General features: G+C 64.4%; 4 protein-coding genes. All 4 read right to left on the bottom strand.

Translation table 11 applies throughout. The annotated features are described in order from the left end of the window. Positions 1-785: 785 nt before the first annotated feature. A complete protein-coding gene (locus LHA35_RS27890) occupies positions 786-1,070 on the bottom strand; it encodes a hypothetical protein (RefSeq protein ID WP_226614552.1) in 285 nt (94 codons plus the stop codon). Between the two features lie 33 nt (positions 1,071-1,103). Then, complete coding sequence (locus LHA35_RS27885; protein ID WP_226614547.1) at positions 1,104-2,372, bottom strand: hypothetical protein; 1,269 nt, start codon at positions 2,370-2,372, stop codon at positions 1,104-1,106. Positions 2,373-2,444: 72 nt separating this feature from the next. After that, positions 2,445-3,896, bottom strand: coding sequence for a hypothetical protein (locus LHA35_RS27880; RefSeq protein WP_226614543.1), 1,452 nt, complete (start codon positions 3,894-3,896; stop codon positions 2,445-2,447). Positions 3,897-4,096: 200 nt separating this feature from the next. Further along, positions 4,097-4,204 (bottom strand): hypothetical protein, encoded by a 108-nt coding sequence (locus LHA35_RS29150; RefSeq protein WP_408902423.1) that lies wholly within the window; start codon positions 4,202-4,204, stop codon positions 4,097-4,099. Positions 4,205-4,208 lie beyond the last annotated feature (4 nt).

Raw genomic sequence — 4,208 nt, 5'->3', positions numbered from 1 at the left:
TCGCGCATCACCCGAAAACCGCTTGCCTACCTGTCGCGCCGCGACAATCATCCAGCCGCCGCGACCACAGACTCTCATCCTGATTGTCGCGCTGCTCGCATCCAGATCGTCGCGCCACAAAGGGGCGCGCGCCAACGGCACGGCGCCTCGCTGGCCGCATGCGCGAGCTCCAGGCAAATGGCTTGCGTCCCGTGGAGATCGCGGCGGAGCTTCGGGTTAATAGGGCCAGCGTGTATCGAACTCTGAAGGCGGCTGCGCTGGCGGAGAAGGCGGGCGAGATCTAGATTGCAGTGAGCACCTGCTCTGGCGACAACTTCACAGTGATGCTGGATGTCACATCGAAACCCCGTGGTTGGAGCTCGAGGTTGAGGGCGAAGCGATGGGCAAGACCTCGCCAAGCTACTAGACCAGAGAGGCACCGAGATTGCGCGCCACCGGCGGACCCACAAGCGCGCCCGACCGTCGGCTGATTCCCCCCGGTTGTTCCAGGATGATCGCACGCACCTGCGCCACGGAGAGGCTTTGCGTGCCCGTGTGGATCCATGGTCGTCGTGGAAGATCAGCCAGCACATCGCCGCCCAGGCGGCGCCGGCCGTGCATCATGGCCGGCGCCGGGGGCGATAGGCCTCGGCATCAGGCGCGCACCCGGACTCCAACGGGCGCACCGCCTCGTGCTGGACTGGACGCCCATCAGACCGCCGATTGCTTCGATCACTCCGCGCTGCCAGCCGGGATGCGGTGCGTGGTAGCAACGTGCTCCGCGAGGGCGCGACCGCGCCGCACGGCTATGCTTCGTCCCAGTAAGCGATCACAGCCAGTATCGCGCCTCGCAGATCGCCTGCCGCAAGGCACGCTTCGGCTTTATGCGCAGCCGCGCGGTGCCGTTCCAAGTCGCGAAATTCATCGGGGGAATGGCCTGCGTGAAATGCTGCTTCATGATCTCTGAAGGAGGCGCCCACGTCCTGCACCGCCGCTCCTATGTCGGACGGTGTGAGCGCATCGAGCGGCATCCTAAGGTGACGCTTCGCCTTCTCGCCCATTGTGATCCCGCTCAGATTGATATTGGACATGTAGGCATCATCCCTGTCTCGATCCTACTCGGCTCATAGAAGCTCGCCCTGTTCAGGACGGAGCTTCGCAAACAGGTTCAGCTGCCTACTCTTGTGGCGAAGCTCTCGCTCGATGTTGGGATCGTCGAACATGCTCTCTATAACCTGGCGCGCTTGCAGGATTGCGTGCGGGATCGGCGAGCTGAGGCCGGAGTTCAGATCGGCTAGCTGGTTGCACAGGATGATCGCGTTGGCCATGGCGTCCAGGTTGTGACTGGAGAGTAGGATCCTGCCGGGTTCGTCCCAGCCGTTCGCGTTGGGCTGCGGCCGGGGGCGCAGATCGGCCAGGGTGAGGTCCAGGCAACCGACTGCGCTTCCCGGCAGCGGCGCTCGCGCCTCGGCGTCCGTAGGGCGGCCCACCTTGCCCAGCGGAACGCCGAGTAGCGTCGGCCCGCGGCCCGACCAGTTCACGCCGACGATCGCCTTCTGGTCCGCGTAGGCGTAGAGGTGGGGCGTAACCGCGTCGTAGGTCACCAGCACGTTGCGGCCCAGCTTGCGGCTCAGGGCTCTCCTGAGAGCGGTGAGGAGAAGCCCCACGCCGGGATCACCCGTGCCCAGGTAGTGGACCCATTGGACGTTCTCCAGATAGCCATCGGAATACATCTGACGGAAGAAGCGGACCTCGTGCGTGAAGCTGAACCGCATAGCGCCCCCGCGCGCTACATTGCCCCAGTGGAACCGCTTCATCACGCCATACCACCTCTGCACCTCCTGGCGGGTGTGCCCCTGCATGACGGCAAGTCGCATCATGCCGGTGTCGCCTTTGTAGTGGTCCTCGAAGAACTGGTGGGATTCCTCGCTGTCGTGCAATGCCAAATCAAAGTTGCCGAAGTAGCGGTTTCCTGGCGTGTGGGCGGCTGCGCTGGGCACCTCTAGCGGTAGCGCGCCGTCACAGTAGCGCTCCGACCAGCGAAGCTGATGATCGCGCGCAATGTCGTTGATGGCCAGGTTCATCGTCAGCACTTGAAAGCCCCCGCTGTCGCCCATGATTCTTGTGCGGGCGCGGTCACGCTCGGATACGGCGTTGCGCATGGGCTGCGACAGCCGGTGCATCTGGCCTTGCGCTATCACGCCGGCGCTCAGCAGCGCGTGGGAGTGGAAGCCCACCTTGCCGTTCCGGCTGAGGGGATTGACCTCGTTGGACGTCAGGCCCGAAGGCAGTTGGTAGCGCCCAGGCGGCGCGAAGGGGAAATCGATCTGGGGCGGCTGCAAAGGGGGCGTCCAGCGAGCGTAGTCCGCCCATTTGCGGTCGTAATCAAGCATCTTGGCACCTGGAAAAGGAGGGTGGCCCGAGGATCGCCCCGGTCCTGCGTTGGAGGGGAACCTGAAAGGGCGCTATTTGCGCCAGGTCAGCGTCCAGGGGCGGACCATGCTGCTGCTGCGCACGCTGGTGTGCCGCTGGCGTAGCGGCATCCAGATCACGTGCTGCGCCTCCGGGCGCGACACGGTGAATCGAGCCATCTCCTCGATCACGTCCAGCACCACGCTCTCCACGGTGCGAAGCTCGTTGATGGCTTTGACGACCCGGACGAAGTCCGCCGTGAGCATCTGGCACTCGGGCAGGCTGCCCCGCAGCATGCGGTGCGCGAGTGGAGGCCGGTGTAGACCCTCGTCCACGGTGATCGCGTCCGCGCCCAGCTTAAGCACGACGTCCTTAGCCTGCTTCTGCCGCGTCTCAATCATCCGCATCCAGCGGCGCTCAAAGTCGAGGAGCAGATGGACCGGCAGCTCGCAGGAGAATGCCATCTCTTCGTGCTTCCACCTGTCCGTGAACCTGTTCTCGTCAGGCTGGATCGGCAGCGCGTTCCTTGCTTTGGGTGGCAGCGCGCCGGGCATCAGATTGGCCCGGAGCGTCTTGCGTCCTTCCTTCGTGAAGTCGGTCGCCACCTCCCATACGATGAACGTGCCGGCGTCCAGCGTCGAGCCGCCCGGCAGCGCGGAGAAGGTGAACGCGAAGCGTCTCGGGAAGTGCGCAAGGTTAGCAGCCAGCCGCTCGCGCTGGTTCATACCGGCCACGACAATGGTCGGATTGAGCCACAGCGGACCCGGCGGCTTGCGGGGGAAGAACGTAGGCGCCAAGTCCCCGTCCAAGAAGGTGCAAACGACCGGGGAACTGGCCATTCCGACTGTGGTGCCGACGAGGCAGTTAGCTCCCTGGGTCAGCATGTGCTTCGTAGACTGCGTGCCCTCCTTCACTATGACTCGTTCGTCGAGAAGCGCATGGTCGGCCAGCACGTCGATCGCCGCGTCAGGCTCGGCGGATTCCTTGATCGTCTCTTTGTCATCTCCGCGACGGCCCACCCGTAGCCGCTTCAGCTGGCCGTCTCGCGTAATCCCGGCTGAGCAGACTTCCGTAATGCCTTGCCGCGCCAAGGCATCGTAGCCTCGCCTGAGCACCTCGCCGTCAACCGCTTCCTCGTCGAGATCGATCACCGGGTTCTCCGGCACCTTCGTCGCTTGCGGGTTCCAGTTACGCGCGAGGCCGCTGATCTGGCCGGGAGTTGCCTTAATGATCCGCATTCCCTGCAGCACAAGATCGTCGCTGGGTTCGAGTGGGATCTGATGCTTCTCGCAGTACGCTTTGAGCAGCTTGCCCAACTGCTTGGCGGCCCTCTTGCGGACGGTCACGGTGGAGTACTTGCCTCGCAGCTCACGCGGCCATGCGGCGATTACCGCGCGGTGGTGGAGGTCGTTGCCGTCCCGCGTTGCGATGTTGAGGTTCTCAAGCGTAGCCGACACCTGGCTCGCCAGATCACCGTTCTCACAGCCGATGGCGATGATCGCCATCACTTCCCAAAGGAGAAGGGTGGCGCTGCCGAGGAGATCATCCTTCTGCGATGTAGCCTGCGGGACCGTGTCCCACACCGCAGTCCAGACTTGGCCCCTCGAGGCGGTGTGCGGCAGCACGGGCACCGAGATCAAAGGTCGATCGGGGATGTCCGGATCGGGGGAGTGCTGGACGCTGCCGTCCTCCTCCTCCGTAAGCGTCAGCCCATTGCGGCGGGTTGACGTTCTGCCTTGAAGTTCCAGGGCAGCAATTCGTGGATGCGGGTGATGGGGTGGCCGCCTGCGAGCCGATCGAGCACGGCGGCGATGTAG

This window comes from Roseicella aerolata, from assembly GCF_020523605.1.
In the GTDB taxonomy this organism is placed as follows: domain Bacteria; phylum Pseudomonadota; class Alphaproteobacteria; order Acetobacterales; family Acetobacteraceae; genus Paracraurococcus; species Paracraurococcus aerolatus.
The sequence above is the reverse complement of the archived record's forward strand: the minus strand, read 5'-3'. Positions and strand labels throughout refer to the sequence as shown.